Source organism: Sporomusa sp. GT1, from assembly GCF_014634905.1.
Taxonomy (GTDB): domain Bacteria; phylum Bacillota; class Negativicutes; order Sporomusales; family Sporomusaceae; genus Sporomusa; species Sporomusa sphaeroides.
Window position 1 is genome coordinate 13,770 of the sequence record NZ_BMBX01000017.1, and the last position, 25,269, is coordinate 39,038.

21 protein-coding genes and 1 pseudogene are annotated in these 25,269 nt (G+C 48.1%); 15 read left to right on the plus strand and 7 right to left on the minus strand.

The genetic code is table 11. The annotated features are described in order from the left end of the window. Positions 1-6 precede the first annotated feature (6 nt). Complete coding sequence (locus GT1_RS16410) at positions 7-219, plus strand: hypothetical protein (RefSeq protein WP_188399618.1); 213 nt, start codon at positions 7-9, stop codon at positions 217-219. Positions 220-237: 18 nt separating this feature from the next. After that, positions 238-1,320, plus strand: coding sequence for an endospore germination permease (locus tag GT1_RS16415; RefSeq protein WP_188399619.1), 1,083 nt, complete (start codon positions 238-240; stop codon positions 1,318-1,320). 329 nt (positions 1,321-1,649) lie between these two features. On the opposite strand, the gene GT1_RS16420 is transcribed toward GT1_RS16415, so the two are convergent. Next, positions 1,650-2,690: a hypothetical protein gene (locus tag GT1_RS16420; RefSeq protein WP_188399620.1), complete on the minus strand. Its 1,041-nt coding sequence runs from the start codon at positions 2,688-2,690 to the stop codon at positions 1,650-1,652. A gap of 288 nt (positions 2,691-2,978) precedes the next feature. Here GT1_RS16420 and GT1_RS16425 point away from each other — a divergent pair, with 288 nt between their 5' ends. From GT1_RS16425 to GT1_RS22340, 3 genes and pseudogenes are all read left to right on the plus strand, one after another. Continuing rightward, the gene (locus GT1_RS16425) at positions 2,979-4,229 is read left to right on the plus strand and encodes an autotransporter outer membrane beta-barrel domain-containing protein (RefSeq protein WP_255430458.1); all 1,251 of its coding nucleotides are present in this window, start codon (positions 2,979-2,981) and stop codon (positions 4,227-4,229) included. Between the two features lie 387 nt (positions 4,230-4,616). Next, positions 4,617-4,829: pseudogene (locus GT1_RS22790) on the plus strand (flagellar brake protein); the annotation flags it as partial. An 84-nt stretch (positions 4,830-4,913) separates the two neighbouring features. Beyond that, positions 4,914-5,285: a flagellar brake protein gene (locus tag GT1_RS22340; protein WP_223226322.1), complete on the plus strand. Its 372-nt coding sequence runs from the start codon at positions 4,914-4,916 to the stop codon at positions 5,283-5,285. A 112-nt stretch (positions 5,286-5,397) separates the two neighbouring features. Here GT1_RS22340 and GT1_RS16435 read toward each other — a convergent pair whose 3' ends face one another. The 3 genes from GT1_RS16435 to GT1_RS16445 all read right to left on the minus strand — a co-directional run bounded on the left by GT1_RS16435 (position 5,398) and on the right by GT1_RS16445 (position 11,979). Continuing rightward, positions 5,398-6,996 (minus strand): hypothetical protein, encoded by a 1,599-nt coding sequence (locus GT1_RS16435; RefSeq protein WP_223226309.1) that lies wholly within the window; start codon positions 6,994-6,996, stop codon positions 5,398-5,400. A 490-nt stretch (positions 6,997-7,486) separates the two neighbouring features. Continuing rightward, positions 7,487-9,304 carry a hypothetical protein gene (locus tag GT1_RS16440; protein WP_223226310.1) on the minus strand — a complete coding sequence of 606 codons (1,818 nt, stop codon included), beginning with the start codon at positions 9,302-9,304 and terminating at the stop codon, positions 7,487-7,489. Positions 9,305-9,552: 248 nt separating this feature from the next. Continuing rightward, positions 9,553-11,979, minus strand: a complete 2,427-nt coding sequence (locus GT1_RS16445) for a PAS domain-containing protein (protein ID WP_188399623.1) — start codon at positions 11,977-11,979, stop codon at positions 9,553-9,555. A gap of 280 nt (positions 11,980-12,259) precedes the next feature. Between GT1_RS16445 and GT1_RS16450 the strand changes: the two genes are divergently transcribed. The 8 genes from GT1_RS16450 to arsB all read left to right on the plus strand — a co-directional run bounded on the left by GT1_RS16450 (position 12,260) and on the right by arsB (position 22,342). Beyond that, a complete protein-coding gene (locus GT1_RS16450) occupies positions 12,260-14,413 on the plus strand; it encodes an EAL domain-containing protein (RefSeq protein WP_188399624.1) in 2,154 nt (717 codons plus the stop codon). A 25-nt stretch (positions 14,414-14,438) separates the two neighbouring features. Then, on the plus strand, positions 14,439-15,401 hold the full coding sequence (locus GT1_RS16455) for a hypothetical protein (protein ID WP_188399625.1): 963 nt from the start codon (positions 14,439-14,441) through the stop codon (positions 15,399-15,401). Between the two features lie 1,205 nt (positions 15,402-16,606). Beyond that, positions 16,607-16,927, plus strand: coding sequence for a hypothetical protein (locus tag GT1_RS16460; RefSeq protein ID WP_223226311.1), 321 nt, complete (start codon positions 16,607-16,609; stop codon positions 16,925-16,927). 498 nt (positions 16,928-17,425) lie between these two features. Then, on the plus strand, positions 17,426-17,749 hold the full coding sequence (locus GT1_RS16465) for a helix-turn-helix transcriptional regulator (RefSeq protein ID WP_188399627.1): 324 nt from the start codon (positions 17,426-17,428) through the stop codon (positions 17,747-17,749). Beyond that, positions 17,746-18,144, plus strand: a complete 399-nt coding sequence (gene arsD / locus GT1_RS16470; RefSeq protein WP_223226312.1) for an arsenite efflux transporter metallochaperone ArsD — start codon at positions 17,746-17,748, stop codon at positions 18,142-18,144. The genes GT1_RS16465 and arsD overlap by 4 nt, the downstream gene beginning before the upstream one ends. A gap of 36 nt (positions 18,145-18,180) precedes the next feature. Then, the gene (gene arsA, locus GT1_RS16475) at positions 18,181-19,917 is read left to right on the plus strand and encodes an arsenical pump-driving ATPase (RefSeq protein WP_188399629.1); all 1,737 of its coding nucleotides are present in this window, start codon (positions 18,181-18,183) and stop codon (positions 19,915-19,917) included. Between the two features lie 43 nt (positions 19,918-19,960). Further along, complete coding sequence (locus GT1_RS16480) at positions 19,961-21,160, plus strand: tungsten cofactor oxidoreductase radical SAM maturase (protein WP_223226313.1); 1,200 nt, start codon at positions 19,961-19,963, stop codon at positions 21,158-21,160. Positions 21,161-21,277: 117 nt separating this feature from the next. Further along, the gene (gene arsB, locus GT1_RS16485) at positions 21,278-22,342 is read left to right on the plus strand and encodes an ACR3 family arsenite efflux transporter (RefSeq protein ID WP_188399630.1); all 1,065 of its coding nucleotides are present in this window, start codon (positions 21,278-21,280) and stop codon (positions 22,340-22,342) included. Positions 22,343-22,359: 17 nt separating this feature from the next. Here the strand turns inward: arsB and GT1_RS16490 are convergent, their stop codons facing one another. From GT1_RS16490 to GT1_RS16500, 3 genes are all read right to left on the minus strand, one after another. Further along, positions 22,360-22,842 (minus strand): hypothetical protein, encoded by a 483-nt coding sequence (locus tag GT1_RS16490; RefSeq protein WP_188399631.1) that lies wholly within the window; start codon positions 22,840-22,842, stop codon positions 22,360-22,362. After that, a complete protein-coding gene (locus tag GT1_RS16495) occupies positions 22,839-23,018 on the minus strand; it encodes a hypothetical protein (RefSeq protein WP_188399632.1) in 180 nt (59 codons plus the stop codon). Before GT1_RS16495 ends, GT1_RS16490 begins: the two co-directional genes overlap by 4 nt. A gap of 175 nt (positions 23,019-23,193) precedes the next feature. Then, complete coding sequence (locus GT1_RS16500) at positions 23,194-23,520, minus strand: multidrug efflux SMR transporter (RefSeq protein ID WP_188399633.1); 327 nt, start codon at positions 23,518-23,520, stop codon at positions 23,194-23,196. 512 nt (positions 23,521-24,032) lie between these two features. On the opposite strand from GT1_RS16500, the gene panC reads away from it, so the two are divergent. Next, positions 24,033-24,893, plus strand: a complete 861-nt coding sequence (gene panC / locus GT1_RS16505; RefSeq protein WP_075756769.1) for a pantoate--beta-alanine ligase — start codon at positions 24,033-24,035, stop codon at positions 24,891-24,893. After that, positions 24,884-25,267 carry an aspartate 1-decarboxylase gene (gene panD, locus GT1_RS16510; RefSeq protein WP_188399634.1) on the plus strand — a complete coding sequence of 128 codons (384 nt, stop codon included), beginning with the start codon at positions 24,884-24,886 and terminating at the stop codon, positions 25,265-25,267. The genes panC and panD overlap by 10 nt, the downstream gene beginning before the upstream one ends. The last annotated feature ends 2 nt before the right edge of the window (positions 25,268-25,269 follow it).

Genomic DNA, 25,269 nt, shown 5'->3' on the forward strand with positions numbered 1-25,269 from the left:
TATGATATGGAACTGGCAGTTGTAGTAATTTTCTTCCTCCTTACCCTGCTTTTTGATTTTCGGCTTGTACTGAAGCGTGAAAATCCTAAAGAAATATATTTTTATGCCGCCGTCCTTTTGATAAGCATCCCCGTTCTCGTACTGCGCAGCCTCGGGATAAACCTTCCCGATCCCAGCGCATTTATTCAGGAAGCGGTAAAGCCATTTTTTACACTATGAACCTAGGAGAATACCTATATGCAAACAGAATCCATATCGGCGCGCAATATCAGCTGCCTGCTTATTTTATCAATCCTGTGCGGCACAGTGATCAGCGGCTCAACAACTGTCGGGCAGGATTTTTTAATCGCAGTCTTCTTTGCAGGCATGCTCTTCCTGCCACTTATTTATATCTATAGCCGGATTTGCAGCCTGTTTCCGGGAAAAAATCTGTATGATATCATCCAGGTGTTGTTTGGCAAAAAACTAAGCTTTATGCTTATCCTGCTCATGTCCTGCTATGCGCTGATTGTCAGCGCGCTGGTGCTGCGTAATTTTGTGGAGTTCACGGTAGTCATTGCTTTGCAGAATACGCCACGAATACCGCTCATGATTGTACTGGCCGTTGTTGCTGCCTATCTTGCCCAGAGCGGCCCGCGGATATTGGGCAGGTGGTCGCTCATTATCTGTGTGCTCATTATCGGCAATGTTGTTTTTACTATTTTGCTTGCACTTGACACCATCAGTATTGCCAATCTCCAGCCAATGCTGAATCACAGCCCACAGGACATCGCAGCCAATGCCTTTATCTTTGGCTCAATCGCCTTCGGCGAAACAGTACTGGCGATGACTATTTTCGGCAGTCTGAAACGGGGGGAAAGTCCTTACAAGGCGTATTTCGCAGGGATCATCGGCGGCATTTTCGTTCTAATTTTCATTCTTATGCGCAATCTTTTAATTTTGGGGCCGGAAATGATACAAATCGTAAAATTTGCTTCCTACATGGCGGCTCGCATCATTCATTTCGGCAGTTTTTTTGAACGGATTGAAAGCCTGATTTCCTTTAATCTGATTCTTTTAGGGTTAACCAAAATTGCGCTGTGCTTAACCGCCACTTCTTTGGGTATCGCCAAGCTGTTAAAGATCGAAAATTTCACGAAATTGTCGTTGCCGGTATGTCATCTGGTTCTGGCACTCTGCTCCCTTATCTTTAAAAACATGTTTGAAATGTTTGATTTTGCAAAGATTTACGGCTTCCTGGCCGTCCCTTTTCAACTTTTGATTCCACTGGTTATTTGGTTAACAGCAGAAATTAAAATACGAAAAAAACAGTCCGTCTAAACGCACGGCAACGCTTATTATAAAAAACCTTCATAAGTAATGATTTTTTCTCCAACACCAGAAGGCCGCGAATCATTCGCGGCCTTCTGGTTGTTCGCCTGCTTGTCCGGGAAACAGGACTACCATAATTATCTATGATTAATTTTGAGCGTGTCTTTTTATATCAGCCGCTCAATTGTAATATCCTGTAGCGGGTGGTAAAGTTAAATCAAATAATTATTGTTTAAAAATAATTATTTGATAACGGTCTTTATCAGAAATTCTGATGGATGTCCGGACGCCATCAGAAAAACAAGATTGAGAAGGAAAAGGTGATCAAAATTAAAGCGTTAACGAACGGCAAGTCGGCCCATAAACCCCGTCTGCTCGCCGCAGTGATTGCCTTCAGTCTTTGCAGTGGCTGGGCCAATAGCCCGGCTCATGCCGCCACTACTACCGTGCCCGAGAGCGAGACCGCAACAGGTGCCGTTTTGAGTTCGTACGACGTGCAATATGTGTACGGCACTGCCAATGGCACCGTGGCCAACCAATTTAGCGGTCAGATAGTTTACAACGCCGGTACGGCCAACAACACTACGCTCTACGATAGTGCCAAGCAATACGTTTTGTATAACGACAGCAGGGCCAACAACACCATACTGAACGGTAGTTCCATTCAAGGCGTTTACAATAGTGCCGTTGCCAATGACACCCAGCTGAACGGTACTGCGCAGCAAGTAATTTACAACACCGGAACAGTCAACACCACCATACTTAACGATAGTTCCAAGCAGATATTTTACGGTAACGGTACAGCCAACACCACCACCCTGAACGATGGTTCCTATCAGTGGGTTTACAATAGCAGCATTGTCAATGACACTCAAGTGAACCATAATGCGTATCAAGTGCTCAACGACACCAGCACAGCCAATAGGACCACATTGAACGGTAGTTCCATTCAGGATGTTTACAATAGCAGCGTTGTCAATGACACCCTGCTTAACAATCAGGCAAAGCAATATGTTCACGGTAACGGCACGGCCGATAGAACCACACTGAACGGCAGTTCCGTTCAAGTTGTTTACAATAGCAGCGTTGCCAATGACACCCGGCTTAACAATCAGGCAAAACAATATGTTTACGACCTCGGTACGGCAAATAACACTACGCTCTACGGTAGCACTATGCAGTTGATTGACGACAGTGGCATAGCCAGCGGCACAGAACTCAACGATAACGCCACACAGGTGGTATATGGCAACGGCACGGCCAATAGCGCGGTGCTCAACAACAGCGCCTTGCAGGAAGTGTACGGCAACGGTATTGCCAATAACACCATACTTAATAGCAACACTGCGCAGGCAGTATTCCAAACAGGTACGGCCCATGACACGGTGCTCCGTGACGGCTCTTTGCAACAGGTTTACGGTGACGGTAAAGTTTACCGGACCGAGGTCAACGATCAGGCCGCCATGGTGGTGGAGAGCGGCGCTACCGCCTATGACACCACCGTGAACAGCGGCAGCCTCTACCTCAGGCAGAATGCTGTACTTACAAATGATAATGCCGCCTTTGGCGCGGCGATAAAAATCAACAGCGGCGGCACGCTGTCCGTCGTAGAAAATGGCGCGGGCGTCGACGGCAACGTCACTATGCAGGGCGGAACCATCGCCTTTATGCGTCAGGGCGCCAGTTACGCTAACGCCTTGACCGGCCTGACCCTCAATGCCGTTGACGGCTACAAGACGCTCACAGTCAATGGCGGCCTGAACGGTGGCGGGCAGCTGGCCATGAGCGCCAATATCACCGCCGGCACCAGCGACCGCCTGATCGTAACCGGCAATGTCAGCGGCAGCTACCAGGTGGGCTTTACCAGCGACGCCACCGCGGCGGCCGACGGCAGCGAAACCGTCCAGGACGTCATTCAACCAGGCGGCGGAACCGGAGTGTTCAACGGCAGAGTCGAATACGGCGGCTATCTGTATGAACTTAAGCAGGACGAGAACGGGTACTGGGACCTGGCCGGCTCGGGTAAAATCTCTTCCAGCGGCTCGGCCTCATTCAGCACCTTCAGTGCCGGCTATCTTCTGAGCTACGCCGAAACCACCACGTTGTACCAGCGGCTGGGCGACCTGCGCCGGGGCGAAGCATCCGACGCCCCCTGGGCGCGGGTGTATGGCGGCCGCTTCTCCAGCGGGTCCGATGCCCAGGTGAGCGGGTACGGCATGTCCTATCGCGGCATCCAGGCCGGCCTGGACCGTAAACAGGATACCAGCCGGGGCGCCGTCTACACCGGCGGCATGCTCGGCTACACCTCGGCCAGCCAGAGCTACGACGCCGGCAGCGGCTCGACCGGTTCCACGACACTGGGTTTTTACCGGACCTTTATTGACCCGAAAGGACACTACATCGACCTGGTAATCAAATACGGCTGGATGAAGAGCGGCTACAAAGTGCTTGATACCGCTTCAGTCTGGGTCGAAGGCGACATGAGTACCTGCGGACCGGTACTCTCGCTGGAAGTGGGAAATCGGCTGTATCAGGACAAGGCCAGTAAAGAGGGCTGGTATCTGGAGCCCCAGGCCCAGCTCAGCCTTGGACGGCAGAGCGGCGGGAGCTTCATCGCCTCCAACGGCCTGTCTGTGGATGTCGACAGTTATACCTCTGTCCTTGGCCGCCTGGGGATTATAGTAGGCCATGAAGTCAAAAAAGGCGACCAGCCGGTGAACGCCTATGGCAAGATCTCCTATGTAAAAGAATTTGAGGGAGATATCGGCTTTTCCCTAAATGGCAGCCCGGTGAAAGAAAAGCTGGGAGACTCCTGGTGGAGCTATGGCGCCGGAGTTACCGCCCAACTCGGCAATGACAGCAATCTCTATCTGGATGCAACGCGGACCAGCGGCGGCAAGTTCAAGCAGTCCTGGTAGCTCAACGTGGGCTTGCGCGGACAATTTGGTTAGCAAGATGCATCGCTGCGGCAGTAGCTCAGATCAGCTTAGGCAGCAACAAAGAATATTGGAAGACACAATACGGCTGTTCCCGGACTGATTGTCGGGAACAGCCGTATTCCGATACCGGCGAATCAATATGGCCGGAGCAGGTGCAATTTCTACCGGCATTAAAGTGGAGACAATTCGAACGCTGATATAAGTTCGACGGTGCATTTCTATAACAGGAGTCTAATTGAGACACCAAATAATCGATGATATGCTGATAAAAGGGAAAAGATTACCATTGCCCGGTTACATAGGTATTCGGATGCTTTGAAACGGGTATGAACGTCGCTACGCTAAGTGAGATGGGAGCATCAGACTATGGATATTTTTCGCATCACCCAAAACATTGAAATTATTGAGGAAGATAAGGAAACCGGGAAAAGAGAGTTTTATTTCAGCCGGATTGAGGATGTATTGGAGGAATCCCTCTTTATTACACCTCCATTCCGGAAAGGGTTTTATCTTCCCCCAAGACACGGAAGAAAAATTGTGGCGAGGCTGCCGGCCGATACTTGCTCTTATCTTTTTGAAGCCGTTTTGTTGGCGCATCATTCTTCATCTTCATCACCTCCTCTGTGGGAGATCTCGCTGCCAAACACTATTAAGCGGGTTCAAATGAGAGAATTTGTAAGACTAAGCATTGCTGTAGAAATAAAAATGGAATTAACGGATGCAGCCGGCTCAGAACAGAGCATAGTTGCCGTGTCAAAAAATATCAGCGCCGGCGGGGTGCAGGTTATCTTGGCGAAACCGCTGCCAGTGAAAACAAAACTTAATATGACATTTTCTTTTTGGCCAGAAGAACAGTTTCAGGCGGAAGGAGAGATTGTCCGGATTATCCCGCCGGAGCAAGAGGGCGACAAGTACAGCGCCGGGATAAGATTCAGTAAAATTAATGAAAAAACCAGGCAGCAGATTATTAAATTTATTTTTCAGGAACAAGTGGAGCAGCGAAAGAAAAGGAACTCTTTGAATAGCGCCACTTAATTCAAAAATTCCGACTCAAAGAACAAACGCCTTACCATCTGCGAAAACACGACAATATTTAAAAATACTGGGCAGTCCCGTGAAAGCCGGGACTGCCCAGTATGGTATCAAATCAACTTAATTGCACAACAGTTAAAGAGCGATTCATATAACCTAGAACAGGAAAATCCGTACTAATACTTGCTCCTACTTCATCTCCTGCTGATAAAGCGGCTTGAACGACAAACGTTGAACTACTTCTATTAGCTATTTTGAAAAAGGTAGTAGTATCGCCAAAAATTGGCACACCATTAACAGTAATAATAGCATTTAGATATGGTTGATCCGGATCTGGATCAGTAGTGGCTTCAGCGTTAATAGATATTGTTATTTGATAAATTCCGCTTTCTCCCACCACTAATTCATTACCCGACAGACTAACTGTGATAGTAGTTGATAAAGGTCCAGCCACACTAAATGGTACGGACTCGAATGTTGCCCCTGGCGTCTCTACACTACTTCCTCTTAGAGATCCAAAAGCTAAAACGACTTCTCCCGTATCACCTGTTGCTCCAGTGGCGCCTGTCGGCCCGGTATCTCCTGTTGCTCCAGTTGCACCAGTCGGCCCGGTATCTCCTGTTGCTCCTGTTGCGCCGGTTGGCCCAGTATCACCCGTTGCTCCAGTGGCGCCTGTTGGCCCGGTATCTCCTGTTACTCCAGTTGCACCTGTCGGCCCGGTATCTCCTGTTACTCCAGTTGCACCTGTCGGCCCGGTATCTCCTGTTGCTCCTGTGGCACCTGTCGGCCCGGTATCTCCTGTTGCTCCTGTGGCTCCAGTGGCGCCGGTTACCCCAGTATCACCGGTGGCTCCCGTAGCGCCGGTTACCCCAGTATCACCGGTGGCTCCCGTAGCACCTGTTGCCCCAGTATCACCGGTGGCTCCCGTAGCACCTGTTGGACCGGTAGGAGTAATATCTTCAATTGTCACAATTGCAGAGCCTTCAGTCACAGTAATATCCAGTGTCGTGGATTGGAAGATTAAATTCTCACCAAACCCTACAATGGCTGTCCCCACAGGGCCAATCACGTTAAAGAGAGTTTCTCCGGTATCAAAAGTTCCCGTAGGCCCAGTAGGTCCGGTCGCTCCGTCGGCTCCTGTAGCACCTGTCGGACCGGTCGCTCCGTCAGCTCCGGTAGCACCTGTCGGGCCAGTCGCTCCGTTGGCTCCAGTGGGTCCTGTCAGGCCGGTTGCTCCGGAGGCTCCGGTAGCACCTGTCGGGCCAGTCGCTCCGTTGGCTCCAGTGGGTCCTGTCGGGCCGGTTGCTCCGTCGGCTCCGGCAGCACCTGTCGGGCCGGTCGCTCCATCAGCTCCGGTAGCACCTGTTGGGCCAGTCGCTCCGTCAGCTCCGGTAGCACCTGTCGGGCCGGTCGCTCCGTCAGCTCCGGTAGCACCTGTCGGGCCGGTCGCTCCGTCGGCTCCGGTAGCACCTGTCGGGCCGGTTGCTCCGTCAGCTCCAGTGGGCCCTGTCGGGCCGGTTACTCCTGTTGCTCCTGTCGGTCCAGTTGGTCCTGTTACTCCCGTGGGGCCGGTAGGACCGGTCGATAAGTTGGAACCTAAACAGTTGTTAATTATAACCGTAGGTTCACAACAGCAGTCTTGCTCGTGAGGATAATGGTGATGCCCGCGATAACTGATATCTTCTACTTTATCGCTATGGTATTTTCTGTCCATACGCTAACCTCCAATATAATACTACATACAAAAAATCACTTTACATCATTATATGTAGCATTACATAACCGTGCTTTAATAATAATGAGCGCTAAAACTTAATATGTTTAGATTAGCGTGGGCAGGATCATCCTACCATCTCACAGAATCGTATTCTCTTTCTCTATAACGTTACTGTGGATGGGGGACGGCACATTACCATCACCCATCCACACCATTCACTGTTATCCTCTATCGCTGTAGTAACAATATAAATGACATACGCAATACGATATAGTCCGGCCACAGTAGTCTCACAGCTCAGTATTTGCTCCATTAACTGTAACAACCGATAATATTTGTTGGTCCGGTAAAGGAATAATTGTAGGCGTAATCAAATTAATGGGTATATTATCATTTTGGTTATTTGCTGCAAATGCAATAGCCAGGTTTATGATGGTACCGGTGCTACCGTTGGGACCTGCTGGGCTGGTTGTTTTAGGAAGAAAAATCAGGTGCCCAACCTCATTACGCTCAGATTAGCACTTGTACCTGCGCCAAACAAAACGCTCCCGCCGGTAACGCTTGACAATGCCAAGGTCAGCACATCGCCTGCGGCCAGGGTTACAATAGCACTGAGCGTTACCGTCTCAAAAGCAGAGGTTAATACGATAGTGCTAATCAAAGACGGCTGCGAAAACAGCCCATTGATTTGTACGCCGGCAAGCACACCGAAATCACCACTGGTGGACTGTAGCTGAATAAAATATTCCACACGGTAATCTCCAGCAATGTCAATGGTGATACTGTCAGTCCCTAACGTCACGTTGGTGTTTGCCATACTTTCTGGCAGTACAACGCCTTCCTCACCGTCTGCAGGAATGGTAATAATTTGAGTGCTGTCATTGTACAAACCACCATAAGCCAGTATCGCTTCGGGGCCGGTAGCTCCAGTTTCTCCAGTTGCTCCGGTATCACCGGTCGGGCCTGTCGAACCAGTAGCACCGGTTTCTCCAGTTGCTCCCGTAGCGCCAGTAGGACCTGTAGGGCCTGTAACACCGGTTTCTCCGGTTGCTCCGGTATCGCCTGTCGGACCGGTAGGTCCAGTAGCACCGGTTTCTCCGGTTGCTCCGGTATCGCCTGTAGGGCCGGTAGGTCCAGTAGCACCGGTTTCTCCGGTTGCTCCGGTATCGCCTGTAGGGCCGGTAGGTCCAGTAGCACCGGTTTCTCCGGTTGCTCCGGTATCGCCTGTCGGACCGGTAGGTCCAGTAGCACCGGTTTCTCCGGTTGCTCCGGTATCGCCTGTAGGGCCGGTAGGTCCAGTAGCACCGGTTTCTCCGGTTGCTCCGGTATCGCCTGTAGGGCCGGTAGGTCCAGTAGCACCGGTTTCTCCGGTTGCTCCGGTATCGCCTGTCGGGCCGGTAGGTCCAGTAGCACCGGGTTCTCCGGTTGCTCCGGTATCGCCTGTCGGGCCGGTAGGGCCAATAGCACCGGGTTCTCCGGTTGCTCCGGTATCGCCTGTCGGGCCGGTAGGTCCAGTAGCACCGGTTGCTCCGGTATCACCGGTCGCGCCTGTAGGACCTGTAGGGCCAGTTTCTCCAGTTGCTCCTGTAGCGCCGGTCGGGCCTGTAGGGCCGGTAGGAGTAATATCTTCAATTGTCACAATTGCAGAGCCTTCAGTCACAGTAATATCCAGTGTCGTGGATTGGAAGATTAAATTCTCACCAAACCCTACAGTGGCTGTCCCTACAGGGCCAATCACGTTAAAGAGAGTTTCTCCGGTATCAAAAGTTCCCGTAGGCCCAGTAGGCCCAGTAGGTCCAGTCGCTCCTGTCGGTCCGGTTACTCCCGTTGTTCCTGTAGCGCCTGTCGGCCCAGTTGGTCCTGTTGCTCCTGTAGCGCCTGTCGGCCCAGTTGGTCCTGTTACTCCTGTAGCGCCTGTCGGCCCAGTTGGTCCTGTTACTCCCGTAGTGCCTGTCGGTCCGGTTACTCCTGTTGCTCCTGTAGCACCTGTCGGCCCAGTTGGTCCTGTTACTCCCGTAGCTCCTGTTGGTCCCGTGGGGCCGGTAGGACCTGTCGACAAGTTGGAACCTAAACAGTTGTTAATTATAATCGTGGGTTCACAACAGCAGTCTTGCTCGTGAGGATAATGGCAGCATTCCTTTTGGGGAGGCTTGTGGCAATACTCCTCTTCATGACCGCAGCTACCATGTGACAAGGGACCTGGCGTTTCAAATTGCACGCAATGGTGATGGTGGTGCTGATAAACTTTTCTTACCATTCGACGGCTGATATCTTCAGCTTTATCTCTATGATATTTTCTGTCCATATGCTAACCTCCACATAATACTACATACAAAAAACACTCTATCCCATTATATGCAGTATTACATAAATGTGCTTTCGTAATGAACGCAAAAAACAAAAATGGCGCCGTTAGAAAAACGACGCCATGCTGTTTAATTTATTGTATCTTACAATAGCCCTTTCTAACTTTGTCCGTTAAAGTTGGACAGTCTATTTTTTATGAAGCATTTTGCAACACCCTTTTCTGTTTTTGGTTTGCAAATAATACTCCTAGATTTTTTCATTGTATACCTGTCGAAACTTGAGCGCCATTCCCAGTGCCAACCTGATCTCAAAGTCATCCAGCGAGACCCCCAGCACCGCTTCAATCCGCTGTTTGCGAAACAGAATAGTCTGACGATGTACGTAAAGCTTTTTGGCCACCAGCTTTAGATTATTCGTTTGCAGGATCTTCTCCAGCGTACCGAGCAGTTCGGTTCCCTGGCTTCGGTCATATTCCTCCAGTTTGCCCAGCATCCGCTCAACAAAGTCCAGTACATGGCTTTTATCCCGTATGGCCGGAAAAAATTGAAAGACCCCAATATCCAGATAATGATGCACTACCTGATCCATCCCTAGCTTGCGGCCCAGTTCCACCGCCGTACGGGCCTGTCCGTACACTTTGGCAAACTGCCAGAACGTGCCGGAGTGAAACTCAGCAATCCCGATGCTAAACCTGGCCTCCGGCGCATACTGACCCACCACTTCCAGCCAATACCTGGCCTGCTCCAGTTCCCGGGCCTGGTCCATCTTTCCGTCCGTCCCTACCGGAACAAGGATGGCAATCCCGCCCTTGCTCTCCCAGACAATGACGCCCGGTTCGCCGGCTAGGCCCGCCATCAGCGCTTCAAGGACCGGCTGAAGTTCCTCTCGCCGTTCCTGCCAGTCGTCGATCGGCTTGCCCGCCCAGGTTTTCAGAGCCAGCAAATAACAGGAAAAGTCCTGCGCCAGATTGAGCTTTACCTGCCATGCCTGGTCGAGAAGTTCCTGCGATGGCGTAATTTTCCCTTCGGCCAAATCATTTAGCAGGTCCCGCTGCCGCCGCTTTTCATAAGTTAACTCCAGCAGTTTTTTCGTTTGGTTCTGGTCTGTAATATCCGTCCAATAGCAGGCGGCAGTCGCCTTTCCCTCCCACCGGTAACTCAAGGGCGCAATCCGCACATCAAATATCCGCTGTCCCCGGGCAAGTTCCAACATACACTCCTCAAACCGCAGCATACCCTGTTCGGTTACATAGCCGATTCCCCACAGGAGCCGGTGCGCTAATTCGTCCGGCAATAATCCGGCAAGGTTTTGTCCGGTCCAGGCTGTCTCCGCGTCTGCAACCAGCAGTTGATTATTATCAAACACCTCCACTACCGTTCCCGCCGTATCCACGATCATTCCGGCTCCCGGCATAGCCCGGGAAAACTCCCGCAGCCTCAGCTCCGCCTCCCGTTTGGCCTCTTCCATCGCCCGCTGCCGGGTGATATCAGTGACTGTGCCATAAATTTCATATGGGCGGCCACTGGAATCGGTCCGTACTTCGCCGCTGACCCATACCAGCCGCTTGGTCCCGTCAGGCAGCGTTAGCGGCACTTCGAGCCCCAGCTTGTCCTGTCCGGATAGCCAATCAAGGTCTTCCCAACATTTAAGCTGGGCCGCACTCTCTGGTTCAAGCCGCGTCCAGAAAACATTCCGGCCCTCTGCCTCCAGTTCCTTCCGGTTCGTGCCATACAGTGCCAGCAGCCCGTCCGAGCAACGGAACCTTCCGTCCTGCAGGATGAGATGCCAGCTGCCCGTACCACCGATTTTTTCCGCCTCCAGCAGTTGCCGCTTCATCTCCTGCTCTCCGGTCACATCCATAGCCGCCACAACGACCTTTTTCACCTGGCCGTCCACCGATAAAACCGGCTGATACTTGCCGTAGGTCCAGAAATCACCGACCACCTCCGCCGGCCGGTACATATCGATAAATTCCATTGTTTTACCTGTCAAGCATTCGGCAAACAGTTGCTTGTGTTTCTCCTCCAAACCGGCCGGCACAACCTCGAAGAAGTAGTATTCCCGCGCACGGTCCTGGTCGATGCCGCGATTATCAGCAAAACGCTGGTTAATCAATAAAAACCGTCCCTCACTGTCCACGCAGCCAAGCATGCAAGGCGCGACGTCCCAGATCACCTGCAGAAACCGTTCGTTGTCGGCTAGTTGGTGAAATAGATCTGCCAGATTTTTCTGCTGGCCGAGGCTGCGACTGATCCCGATCTCTTCGAACCCGCCGTCAGCCCGACGGAAAAAACAAAGAGCCATTTCCGTCCACACAGTCGTTCCGTCCTTGTGCGGCTGTTCAACAATATCAAGCAGATGGACATCCCCGGTGGTGGCAGAGGGAATTCGCTCCAGCCAGCCTGGCAGTTTCTGCAAAACCTGCCGGTAAGATGCCGGCGTCAACATCTCTTCCATTGGACGGCCGATAAGCTCCTCCGGTTCGTATCCCCGCACCTGTTTGATTGACGGACTGACATAGGTCACTGTCATCGTCTCCAAGTCGAGCCGCCAGATGACATGGTTCATCAGCCCCGTCAGCATCTGGAGGTACGCCTTCTGTCGAATTTCTTCATCTACATCCTCTGTCATCGTGCCACTGTCATTGCCAGTCGCATCGGCATACTGATTCATCACGCCCCACCTGCCTTTTACCTAACTAAATTATATATATCACCGTTTTATTGATTAGATAATAATAGCAACCCGGCTGCCTGCTGCCTGGTATAATCTGTACCGCTCCGAATTATATCCACGGCAGAATTGACGCTTCTCCCATTTTCTTATTAGCATTATATTATGTATTGCAGAACATTCTTTGATAATACTCGCCAAATATCCTCATCAATCCTAAAAAAAAATCGAGGCGTTTACATTTATATAAACAAGCGCAAGGAGGTTTATGGAATAGTTTATGAGTTCAACCAGCTTGCTTGCTTTTTTGGAAAATCTGTCCCGTCAGCGTCATCTAACCGCCATCAGGCAGGGCATGGTAGCAAGCATGCCCCTTGTCCTGCTTGGTTCCCTGACCATCATGTTCATCAGTCTGCCTTTTGCAGCCTATCAGGAGTTTTTATCCCGCCATCTTGGCACAAATGCCGACCTGTTTGCCAATCGCATCATCGAAGGTACCTATAATATCCTGTCCCTCGTGTTTGTCATTGCTATCAGCTATTTCCTGGCCAAAGAACATCCTGTGCTTTGCCGGAAACAGTTCAACCCTTTTCTGATTTCCCTGTTATCCCTCTCCTGCTTCATTGTCTGGATGCAACCGGTGATGAAGGGCGCGGCGGGTTCTATGCCTACCCCCAGTTACGGCATCATCAGCACCTTTCCCGCCATCGTCACTGCCGTAGTCACGACCGAACTGTTTGCCTGGCTGGCCTGCCGGCCAGCGCTCATCATCAAGTATACCCCAAACAGCGTCGACCCCATACTGACTCAGATTACACGCATTTTGCCGGCGCTCACGCTGACCATTCTGATTTTCGCTGCGGCCAAGATGGCTTCAGACACCGTCGTATTTACCCATTTGAGCGCACCCTTCTACGCCTGGCTTCGCCAGTTGTTTGGCACTGTGGAAAACCAGCTTGCCCAGCTTTTGCTCTTTACCTTGCTCTCCCATTTGCTCTGGTTATGCGGCTTGCACGGCATCAACATCCTGCACGCCATCTTAGACCGCATTGATCTTGTCGACGTCTATACGATAGCCCATACGACTTTGGGCAACGTCAGCACTGCGGCACCGGCCCTGAACAAAACCTTTCTGGAAACTTTCGCCTATCTTGGCGGTTCCGGTTCGTCTCTGTGCCTCATCCTTGCCTTCTTTCTCGCCTCACGCCGGGCCAAGACCGATCCTCTAATCAAATTCGCCCTGCTTCCCGGCCTTTTTAACATTAATGAGGTTCTGATCTTTGGCCTGCCCATCCTGTTTAACCCCGTCTATTTCCTGCCATTTCTTCTCGTCCCTGTTATCAGCATATTACTGGCCTATTTTGCGATTATTAGCGGGCTGGTCCCTCCCATCACCCAGCCTGTCGGCTGGACCACTCCACCGATTTTGAATGCCTATCTCGCTACCGGTTCCATAGCAGGCGTCATCCTGCAGCTCTTGACCCTGACTATAGGGACCGTTATGTATTTCCCCTTTGTCCGCCTGCACGAAAAGAGCCGTCAGGCCGCTCTTTGGCAGGCTTTTTCTGATTTCCTGGAGGAAATTGAGACCAGACCGGTCCACCTCACCAAACCGTATCTCGACCGGCAGGATGCGGTCGGTGCTCTGGCCCGCCGTTTGTATGCCGATCTCAAAGAGGATCTGGCCGGGGACAGGCTCTGCCTTGAATACCAGCCCCAGGTCAATGCCGCTGGCCGCGTAATCGGCATCGAAGCCCTGCTGCGCTGGCCCCATCAGCACTATGGCCGGATTGCGCCACCGATTACGATCACCATCGCGGAAGAAAGCGGGCTCATCCTCGATCTCGGCCGCTGGGTACTCCGGGAAGCCTGTCGGCAGCAGAAAGAATGGGAAAATGCTGGCAATTCCGGTCAGCGGATAGCAGTCAATGTTTCGGCCCTCCAGCTCGAATGTGAAACCCTGGACCGGGATATAGCCGACGCCCTCAGCGCCGCCGGCCTCTCGGCTAGTCAGTTGGAGATTGAAATCACCGAGACTGCAGCCTTAAAAAACCCTGCCGCCACCAACGCCATTTTGCACAATATACGCCAAACCGGCGTGCGTATTGCCATTGATGATTTCGGAGCCGGCCATACCTCGCTCCTCTATCTCAAAAACTATCCCATCGACATCCTCAAAATTGACCGCATCCTCAGCCAGGATGTCCTGACCGACAAGAACAGCCAGGAAATCATTGCCTCCATCACCAGTTTGTGTGCTTCCCTCCATATTGAAACCATCACAGAATTTGTTGAGACCGAACTGCAGCGGCAAAAACTGGCCCAGCTCGGCTGTGGAATCTACCAGGGCTATCTCTATAGTCCCGCTCTGCCGGCCAACCAAGCTGCCGCGTATATCCGGCAGCAGAACCAAGGTATCAGCAATACCGGCTAAGCGGTATCAGCAAATCCAGGAGGTAATGATGAAAGCGTATTGTTTGCTCTTTTTCTCTATTGCTATTTCCGCTCTCCTACTCATACCCCAGAGCGTCCGGGCCAACGATTTCACCCTTACCGGACTGATTGACGCCAGATTCAATGTGAAACAGGCAGACGGTCATAAGATTCCGTCCGGCAGCACCTATCGCAACGGCTTTAGCTATAACCTGGAATTATATCCACAAATTAAGCTGCAGGACAACTGGACAGTGACGGCTGTTATCGCGCATGCGAAAAACGCTACCGGCAAAACCGAAGACCCCTTTGACCTGTACCGTGTAGCCGTCAACGGTCAGATCAAAATGACGGACGTGACGGTCGGCTCATTCAAATATTGGCCGATGAATGGACTGCTCCATGGCGATGCCCGTCTGGACGGCATAAAGCTGATATTGGGCCACAAACTGCGCACCACAGCCGTGATAGCCAAAGACAAGGGCTGGCGGCACAGCAATCAACACTACCGGGCCCTTCATTTTACGACCAAATTGTCTTCCGGAATTAACCTGCGGGGCGGTTTTTTTACACAGGATCAAACGGCCGGCACTAAAAAGCTGGGTGCAGTCGGCCTGGATCTTCCCTGTAATGACCTGCTCACGCTGACCGTAGATTATGCCTTCGCCCCTGCCTCCGGTCCTGGCAACAAATCCTATATTGCCGGGTTTAATTATCGCGGCGGAAAGACCCCGCTGGCTAAAAAAGGGCAGGCAGGCGCCTGGCTGCACTGGCTTCAGGCAACGCCTAATGCCACTATCAACGCTGATACGGACATCCCGGATATGGACGGCTGGCATAACAACAACGGCAACCGCGGCATTGCTGCCGGAGTGGCCTGCATGCTGGCTGACAATATCAAATGGAGTGCAAAATATATGAATTATACCGACATCGTTAGCGACCAAAAAAGCCAGGTTTACCGAACGCAGGTTGAATTATTCTTCTAGCTTTGCCCCGGTGCTAAACTGTCGCTGCTTATCTCGACACCTGGCCGCACCCGCCCGAATGAAAACCGAATGCAGGTTTTTCTGATGACTAACTCGATCTAAGACTCCCGCTTCTCCAAGCGGGAGTAAGGGCGACTAAGTCCCTGGATAAGTACGACTAAGCTCAGATGGAGGTAAAATTCCACCTGAAGCAGTCTTACTTTATATCAGCCTTTCCAGCCGGGCCAGCTTTGGCATAAAGCTAGTGCTCATCATGCCAAAGCCGTTGGAAGTCACCTCGCTGGCCCTGTTCTGTCTGTACCTCCCTCTATATCATTTGAGCATTTTGGGGATTTTGCTTCAGGATTTATCTGATTACAAAATCTTATTTTTATTGTATAGTAATGATTTCTATTTACAATTGATCATCTGATATAAAACGAAGCCTCGAAAATTATATCACTGGTATAACCTGGACAAGTTCACAATGATATTAGCTGCCCAATTATTTAGCCCAACTGTACTCACGTAATACCTTAGCCTTCTGCGCCAAAATGCCTATTGCCAGACTTATACTTTAGCAGTGGAGCGCAAAAACCACCTGCTCCACTGGCTAAAATGAAAAATTAAAAGCCTTAGAACCTATTGGTTCAAGGCTTTTTCACTTTATCAATGCTCCAACCCCAAATACGCTGTCTGCTACATGCCCTACCACTGTTTATCAAATAAGAGAATTGTATTTTTTTGTCGATATTTGACATTGTTAGGCATTCCCTCCAATGATATAGTAAGTATCTCCAATAGTCGATCCGGCCTATCATTACCTTCCCTGATCTGATAATCCCCTGTAATGAAAAGAATAGTCTCCTCCTGTTTAGACAGACTACTAAGATAATCTAGATCAATTATAGGGGGAAATAAAATGCCAACACTATATGAAACCTCGAGATTACTTGCTTCTCAATCCTACCAGCAATGGGTATCGACAGAGCTTTTTTCCTTCGGTTGGTTCTTTACATTGGGTGTACTGGCCATTATTTATGTCATCTGGCTGAAGTTAGTTGATACTAACAGGTTAAGCCAGCTTTTACTAATGGGTTATAGGTTTTGTAATAGGAGAACTTGTCTTAATTGAATTATTCGGAGTAACCGAATACAAAATTCGGCCCATACCGTTTATTCCACCCTTGTTTATCGTAAGCATAACTAAAGCTCCGGTATTATTTATGCTTGCCCAACAGTATTCTACTTCATGGAAAATTTATGCATTGTGGGCAGCTGCCGGATCGGCAGTTCTTTCTTTTGTACTTTTCCCGTTATATTCTCTGATTGGTATTTTTCAATTACATAACTGGAATTACTTTTATCAGTTTATATATATGTTTACTGATGGATTAGTTGCCAGAGGACTTCTGCTTTTAATTCTTAGCCTCGAACAAGGTTACTCCTTTAGGAATGGGTTAAATCAGGTTTTTGGGGGTCTACAGCCGGCGGCTGCCAAACCTCTTGCTATGGAAAAAAATGAGAAAACAGACACTGAACAATAAAACCACGAAATTTTTACGGCCATCCCGCCCCTATTTCAAGAACCAGGATCTATGTTTATTATTTCAAATATAATCCTTTTAATTTTTATTACAATAGAAACCGACTCTGCGAGATAGCTGGGTTTTAAAACAGGTCAAATACCGATGTGAAAGGGCTGCTTAATCGACAGCATGCCCGAATATGTTTAGCCACGCTCAAGGGAAGCATATATAATAGTTTCCACAGCCGTGAAGCTTTACTCATAAGGCTTCACGGGCTGTGTTTTTTCAGCCAAACTGTGCACTCCACGTGCATCGTCTGCACAAACATATCCACCGGCGGCGTTTACTAATTCCCTTACGGAAATAGGAACGCCGTTTTTCCTGCCCTTATGTTCTGATGTTACAAGCAGAAGCAGAAAAATCCTTGTATTGGGAAAATACGTTAAAACATATTGACATTTATCTATATAACAGCATACAATAATACATAGATAAACATCTATGCGAGGTGATTCTATGGAAGATATCTATGTTTGCAATGTCGGGCTTTTCAAAGCACTAGCAGATACTAATCGTTTGATGATTGTTGATATGCTTTCCTGCGGGGAGTTATGCGCCTGTAAAATTTTAGAAAAATTCAACATCACACAGCCGACTTTATCCCATCATATGAAAATCCTTTGTGACTCTGGCTTGGTAAAAGGGCGTAAAGAGGGAAAATGGACTTACTATTCGTTAGATGAAAAAATGGTTGAGGATTTCAAAGCATTTTTAAGCAATATCACCAGTAGCAAGGCAGATTGTATCTGTAATAGTGAGGGAGTCTGTAACTGGAAATGAATTCAAGGAGAGATGTTGTCATGAAAAAAATGGCTATCTATGAACCTGCTATGTGTTGTGAAACCGGCATTTGCGGTGTTAGTGTCGATCCTGAGCTAATCCGTATATCAACCGTATTGAATGCCCTTAAAAAGAATGGTGTGGAAGTAAAACGGCATAACCTGAGCAATGCGCCTATGGAGTTTGTCAATAACAAAGTAATCAATCAATATATCAATGAAAAAGGCCCGGAGGGATTACCGGCAGTCCTACTTGATAACGAAATTATCATAACAGGCCGCTACCCTGCCAATGATGAATTCATTAAACTGCTTGGCATCCCCGAAAGCTATCTGAGTGAGCCGAAAACTGCCAATAAAGGTGGTTGCTGCGGCTCTGATGGGAAATGCTGTTAAGAAGTAAAAAGATGAAACCATTAGGGGGGCAAGAGTGTGCAAGCATTTAATCCGCGTGAGATACCATTAACAAAATATTTGTTTTACACCGGTAAAGGCGGTGTTGGCAAAACCTCTGTCGCCTGTGCTACAGCGGTGACACTTGCCGACAACGGTAAAAAGGTCTTACTAATCAGCACCGACCCAGCCTCCAACTTGCAGGATGTATTTACAACAGAGCTTGACAGTAAGGGTAAACCAATTAAGGAAGTGCCCAACCTGGTTGTCGCAAATCTTGACCCCATCCAAGCAGCGGCAGAATACCGTGAAAGTGTTGTCGCGCCTTATCGCGGCAAACTGCCGGATTCGGTTATCGCCAATATGGAAGAACAATTATCCGGCTCCTGTACGGTGGAGATTGCCGCTTTCAATGAATTTTCTAATTTCATCACAAACGGAACTACGGAAAAGGAATACGACTATATTATATTTGATACCGCTCCCACCGGGCATACCTTGAGAATGCTGCAACTACCCTCTGCCTGGAGTAATTTCATCAGTGAAAGTACACATGGAGCATCCTGTTTAGGGCAGCTTGCCGGTTTGGAAGACAAAAAGGATATGTATAAAAAAGCAGTGAAAACACTGGCTGACGGCAACAAAACCACCTTGCTGCTGGTATCCCGCCCCGAAGTCACGCCGCTTAAAGAAGCAGAGCGGGCATCCAACGAATTGGCGCAGTTAGGTGTTAATAATCAAGTCTTAATTATTAACGGTGAGCTTAGAGAGCATGATGACACCATTTCCGAAAAGCTATATCAGAAGCAGCAAGCCGCACTAGCGGGATTGCCTGACGGCCTTAAAACCATCACAGGGTATTCCATACCACTGCGCGCCTACAATATCACAGGTATAGAGAATATCCGCGCCTTTTTAACACAAGACCATGCTGTTGTTAAAAATGAGAGTGTGAATGCACAATCTATCCCCCGCTTGCAAGCTGTTGTTGATGAATTGGCAGCAACAGGCAAAAAGGTGATTTTCACAATGGGCAAGGGCGGCGTAGGCAAAACAACGGTTGCCGCAGCCATTGCCTTAGGCTTATCTGCCAAGGGGAAAAAAGTACATCTTACTACCACAGACCCTGCGGCCCACCTTAAATTTGTGCTTGATGAAAATAGTGGTGTCACTATGAGCTATATTGATGAACAGGAAGAGCTTCGGAAATATCAGCAAGAAGTGTTAGATAAGGCTCGGGAAACCATGTCTGAAGATGATGTTGCCTATGTAGAGGAAGATTTACGTTCTCCCTGCACCCAGGAGATAGCCGTTTTCCGGGCGTTTGCGCAAATTGTCGAAAAGTCCGAAGAACAGGTTGTTGTCATTGATACTGCCCCGACAGGCCATACGCTGCTACTCTTGGACGCAACGCAAAGCTATCACAAGGAAGTAAAACGGACACAGGGAGAAATCCCCGAATCAGTGAAAAACCTGCTGCCCCGCCTGAGGAACGCAGCAGAAACTGAGGTTATTATTACTGCCCTTGCCGAAGCAACCCCTGTATATGAGGCCATGCGGCTGGAAGAAGATTTGAAACGTGCCGGTATTCACAGCAAATGGTGGGTTATTAATGCATCGCTGTATCATTCAGGTACCACCAATGCCTTGCTGAGAGCCAAGGCCAGTAATGAAATCGAGTGGATCAACAAGGTTGACAGTCATACAAACGGCAGCTTTGCCCTAATTGGCTGGAGTGCGGATGAATTGCAAGGCGAAAAGCTGCACGCTTTGTAGATGGTAAACAGGTGAATTCTTGCAAGCTATGGGGGGAATAGGGATGAAGCGGCCAGACATGGTAAGCGGTATTAGGCAGACGAAGGAGAGGGTACACGCATGGATTAGCCAAGACGGCCATATTCAATTACCAATATCGCTGGCGGCGGAACAAGCGGCTCTGGTAGTCAGAACTGCCGATGGCTATAGGATTAGTTTATTGCGTCCAGATGTAAAAAAAGTGTATTTGGAGGTTACGACCAAATGCAACTTTTCCTGTATTACTTGTATCCGCAATTCCTGGCAGGATGAACTGACCCATATGAGCTGGGAAACCTTCAAAAACATAGTAAATAGCTTAAAAGAGTTGCCGGAGCTGACGACGGTTCACTTTGGCGGTTTTGGTGAGCCGTTAATGCATCCGCAGATTTTTGATATGCTGCAGGCAGTAAAAGAGCTTGGCCTAAAGGTCGAGATGATCACAAACGGTTCGTATTTGCGGGAAGAAATTCTCCAGCAGCTTATCGAACTAAAGCTGGATATTCTGTACACTTCATTAGACAGCTCTGACGAGGAAGAATATAATGAAATCCGGCCGGGAGCCAATTTTAATAGTGTTTATCATAATATCGTCAGATTACAGGAGTTAAAAAAAGAACAAAAGCTTACTAAACCGGAATTAGGTATTGAGTTTGTGGCAATGAAAAAGAATTTTGCCAGATTGCCGAATTTGATCCGGCTGGCTTGGGAACTGGATGCCCGCCAGGTTATAGTCACCAATTTATTGCCTTATCATGAATCCATGAAAGATGAAATTATTTACGATATTGATGATACCGGGTGCCTGTTCGGTCATAACTCGTTGTTGATGTCGGTTAAAGCACAGATGGCAAATATGAAATTACGGACAGAACGGGACTGCAAGTTTATTCAGGACAAAGCCTTATGCATCAACCATCAAGGATTTATTAGTCCCTGCTATGCTTTAATGCACACCTATCATTGTTATATCTATGGACGAAAAAAACAAATGTATCCGTATTACCTGGGGAATGTAAATGAAAAAAGCCTGGCTGCTGTATGGATGGAGCCAGACTATGTCCAGTTTAGGCAGAAGGTCTGCGATTACGATTTTCCGTCCTGTACAGATTGCAGATTGCTTGACGGCTGCAATTATACGGAAAGCAACGAAATGGATTGCTGGGGCAATCATATTTCATGTGCCGAGTGCCTCTGGTCCCGACAAATAATTGCTTGTCCTTGACTTAGTACTACATTCATTTTATAGAGGCTATCGTTGCGTTGAGAGACAGACAATGATAAAAGTCGGTTCATCGTGGTATAGAAATGAGTGATGAAACGTTAAGGGGGATTAGTAAAAATGACAAATGCTCAAAAAAGATTATCTTTTTTAGACCAATACCTAACACTATGGATTTTCCTAGCTATGGCTATGGGCGTTGGAATTGGTTACATCTTCCCGGGAATGGCTAACTGGTTGGATTCCTTGTCAATAGGTACAACGTCCATTCCGATTGCGATTGGTCTAATTGTGATGATGTATCCACCTTTAGCAAAGGTCAAGTATGAGGAAATTGGGAAAGTATTTAGTAATGGTAAGGTTGTATTGCTGTCATTGGTGCAAAACTGGATAATCGGTCCGGTTTTGATGTTTGCACTAGCCATAATCTTTTTAGCAGATAAGCCGGACTATATGGTCGGGTTAATACTTATTGGTTTGGCTCGGTGCATAGCGATGGTAATACTATGGAATTCACTAGCCGAAGGCGACAACGAATACGCGGCTGCACTAGTAGCTCTCAATTCAATTTTTCAGCTTGTATTATATTCAGTGTTTGCCTATTTTTTCATTACTGTACTCCCTGGATGGATTGGTTTTACGGGAATGCAGATAGATGTATCTATGAAAGATGTTGCTATGAGTGTGGCAATATATCTGGGGATACCCTTTGTGGCCGGATATTTGACAAGACGCATCTTATTGCCGGTAAATGGACGTGAGTGGTACGAAAAGACTTTTATCCCTAAAATTAGTCCGTTAGCATTAATTTCTTTATTATTTACCATCGTGATTATGTTTTCCCTAAAAGGCAGCTATATTATTAAACTACCTATGGATGTAGTACGCATTGCTATTCCATTAATTATTTATTTTGCTGTTATGTTTTTAGTTTCTTTTTTCTTAAGTCACCGTGCTGGTGTAAACTATGAGCAGACAACTACACTAGCATTTACTGCGGCCAGCAATAATTTTGAACTGGCAATTGCAGTAGCCGTAGCCATTTTCGGTATAAATTCCGGTCAGGCGTTTGCCGCAGTTATCGGGCCGCTGATTGAGGTGCCGGTAATGATTGGTTTAGTTAATGTCGCGCTTCGTTTCCGGAAATATTTTACAGGCCATAATCAACTAATAAATAACAGATAAAGCAGTGCCTATTAGTTTTACCCATTATTGATTAAGGGAACGGTAAGACTCCCCATTGGCATAAGGGTGATACCAGGCTGTGATGATCCAAGTTTAGTGAAAGCAATTTTTAACGCTTCCTCCAAGTCCTTAGCTGGAGTGAAGAGTAACAGCTTGGCAAGCTCCGGTTCCATGGAAGAAACTAAAATAAATTCGGCTTTTTTCATCAGCCGGGTGACGGCATACGCTTTATGTGCTCCTATCTGGAAATCGGCTTTGACGGCAGCTGCTACCTGCTCTGGTGTTACATATTTCTGCATAGTTTTTTCGTATGCTGCTGATCCGGAACCCTCCGCACATTCACCAAGGATAATCACCACACCGCCCTCACGTACCGCACACCAGGTATTATCCATAGTCTTCTGCAATTGATACACGTTGATATCTTTAGGGTAGCCGCCGCAGGAAGCGATAACCAGATCAGCTTCTTTCCTAACCGGAACTCCATACACTTCATTCACAAACCGGCCCGCAACGGCCTTGCCCCAATAGGATTACGGATTGCCGCTTTGACTGACTCCACAGGGTCAGGCAAACTCGGATACTCTTTAATACAAAGTTCATCGATTATTAAATCTGCATCCAGGGTGAAGTGGACTTTCGTCTTACCATACTTATAAGCATATTCCCTGTGCATAATCATTGCCCTCCTGTTTTCATAATTGGTGCCCTGTTCAACTTACCGCCCATTTTTAAAAATATAAATATTAACAAACCCGTTTTCAGACCACTAGGCCGGAAAGCGGGTTTTTATCTGCCTTTTACTGTCTGGGAGAGGTTAAGGAAACAGGGTTTAGACGTATTAAAATAATTTAATGAACAGGTCCTCTTAAGTTGAGCATTACTACCCCGATGACAATTAACAAGATACCTATACCGCTGTATAGATTGATGGATTCTTGCCAAATCAAGATAGCCACTAATGCAGTCAAAACCGTTCCTAATCCAGCCCAGATTGCATAGACGATATTTAATGGAATAACAGTCATAGCTTGAGCAACTGCATAAAATGAAGCACTCATTCCTACTATAAAAGCAAGACTAGGGTAGAGCTTAGTAAAACCTTCCGAATATTTAAGCATAGATGTTGAAAACACTTCTAGTGCAATAGCTATGCCTAAGAAAACATACCCGTTCATTTTATCTCTCCTTAAGTCAAAATTAAATGTTTGCGCCTATCTGTTAAAAAATTGCTGTTAAGTGCAAGTTTATAGTTTTATCGCTAACATTATGTTAGCGTATAATTATAATTACATATTATTATAACATACTCCTTTCTTATAGGCAGATGGTTTCCCGTTACTGCTTGCATATATTCTCCTGTATGTGATATGATCAAATAGGATTAGAGACATGGTAGCATCCATATGGAGTTACACATTCTAGTCTATTGACGGCTAAAACTGCATAGCCTTTGGAGCTCTGCTTGGATTCGAACGAACCGAGACGGAGGGTTCAGAAAGCTCATGATAATGTCGGTAATTGACCGTCCTTGTTTTGTTTTCTATGCCTTTCGGCTTCGGCCGAAAGGCTTTTAATTTTTATAAGGAAACTGTATGGAGGGAAAACTAATTGGCTCCTTCCAGGAAAGCTATGGCAGCAGTAAAAAACTTTATTAATAAATAATTATACAAGAAAGGAATTGTTACATATGCAACTTTTTGAAACAAGAGCTGAACTTCGCGCATTTCTGAAAGAGGTACGCCAGCGTCAACAAACGGTTGGGCTTGTACCTACTATGGGAGCCTTACACGAAGGTCACCTTTCCTTAATGCGTACGGCCGCAGCAGAAAATGATAATGTGGTGGCCACTATTTTTGTGAATCCAACGCAATTTGGCCCCAATGAAGATTTTTCCAAATATCCCCGTAGCTTGGAGGAAGATGCCCGATTAGCGGCGGCGGCAGGGGTAACTGCCCTATTCCATCCACCGCTAGAAGAGATTTATCACACAGGCAATGCTACCTGGGTAGAGGTTGTTGGAGGGTTAACAGAAAATCTGTGTGGGCGAACGCGCCCCGGACATTTTCGCGGTGTTACGACAGTGGTCAGCCGCTTGTTTAATATCGTTCAGCCGGACAGGGCCTACTTTGGACAAAAAGATGCTCAACAAGTACAAGTTCTCAAACGAATGACAGAAGACCTTTGCTTCGATATCCAAATCAGGGTATTGCCCATCATTCGCGAGAGCGACGGACTGGCTCTGAGTTCACGTAATGCATACTTGTCCGTGGATGAACGACAGGCAGCGTTGGTTTTATCCCGCAGTCTCGAACAAGCCAGACATCTTATTGAGGCCGGTGAGCGCGACACTAAAACTATTGTTGAAACTGTTACTGCTTTTATTCAGCAAGAACCGTTGGCTGTTATCGACTATGTTGAGTTAGTCCATCCCGATGATCTCAGGCCCCGTGAGCGGTTAGAAAAAGCAGGGCTTCTGGCATTGGCAGTTCGCATTGGACAAACCCGCCTGATTGACAATGCTATGCTGGAGGTGGCGACATGTTCTTAACCATGTTTAAATCCAAGATACATCGCGCAACAGTGACAGAAGCTAACCTAAACTATATGGGCAGTATCACTATCGATGAAAATTTGTTAGAAGCTGCCGATATTTTGCCAGGCGAAAAAGTACAAGTCGTGAACAATAATAATGGCAACCGTCTGGAAACCTATGTTATTGCCGGCAAAGCGGGGAGCGGCATCATCTGCTTGAATGGGGCTGCCGCCCGGCTGGTACAGCCGGGAGATACTGTCATCATTATCACTTATGCCATGATGACGAGGGAAATGGCCGTCACTTACCAGCCGCGTGTCGTCATGGTAGACGATAAAAACCGCATCATTAGACTCCGTGGAACGGAGCAGCATGGGGAAACTGCCTAAAC